The organism is Mesorhizobium sp. M7A.F.Ca.ET.027.03.2.1, from assembly GCF_003999175.1.
In the GTDB taxonomy this organism is placed as follows: Bacteria; Pseudomonadota; Alphaproteobacteria; order Rhizobiales; family Rhizobiaceae; genus Mesorhizobium.
Window position 1 is genome coordinate 1 of the sequence record NZ_RZOM01001784.1, and the last position, 586, is coordinate 586.

1 protein-coding gene is annotated in these 586 nt (G+C 65.2%); it reads left to right on the forward strand.

Annotated features, from left to right (window positions below; genetic code table 11):
* On the forward strand, positions 1–586 hold a 586-nt coding region (locus tag EN750_RS38050; RefSeq protein ID WP_189526850.1), incomplete at both ends, for a methionine adenosyltransferase domain-containing protein.

Genomic DNA, 586 nt, shown 5'->3' on the forward strand with positions numbered 1-586 from the left:
CCACAAGATCCTCGAATTGCTGGCAGCCGCCCGCCACGAGGGCAGCGGTGAAGCCGGCAGGCTCGGACCGGATGCCAAGAGCCAGGTCACCGTTCGCTATGTCGACGGCAAGGCCGCCGAGGCGACGCAGATCGTGCTGTCCACGCAGCATCTCGATGCGAGCTGGGATTCGAAGAAGGTCCGCAAGGTCGTCGAACCCTATATCCGGGAGGCGCTGGGCGAGCTGAAGATCGCCGACAACTGCATGTGGTACATCAATCCGACCGGCAAGTTCGTCATCGGCGGGCCGGACGGCGACGCCGGGCTGACCGGCCGCAAGATCATCGTCGACACCTATGGCGGTGCCGCACCCCATGGCGGCGGTGCCTTCTCCGGCAAGGACACCACCAAGGTGGATCGTTCGGCGGCCTATGCGGCGCGCTACCTGGCCAAGAACGTCGTGGCGGCGAAACTCGCCGACCGCTGCACCATCCAGCTTTCCTACGCCATCGGCGTTGCTCAGCCGCTGTCGGTCTATGTCGACTTGCACGGTACCGGCAAGGTCGACGAGGCAAAGCTCGAGGACGCGCTGCGCACGGTGATGGAT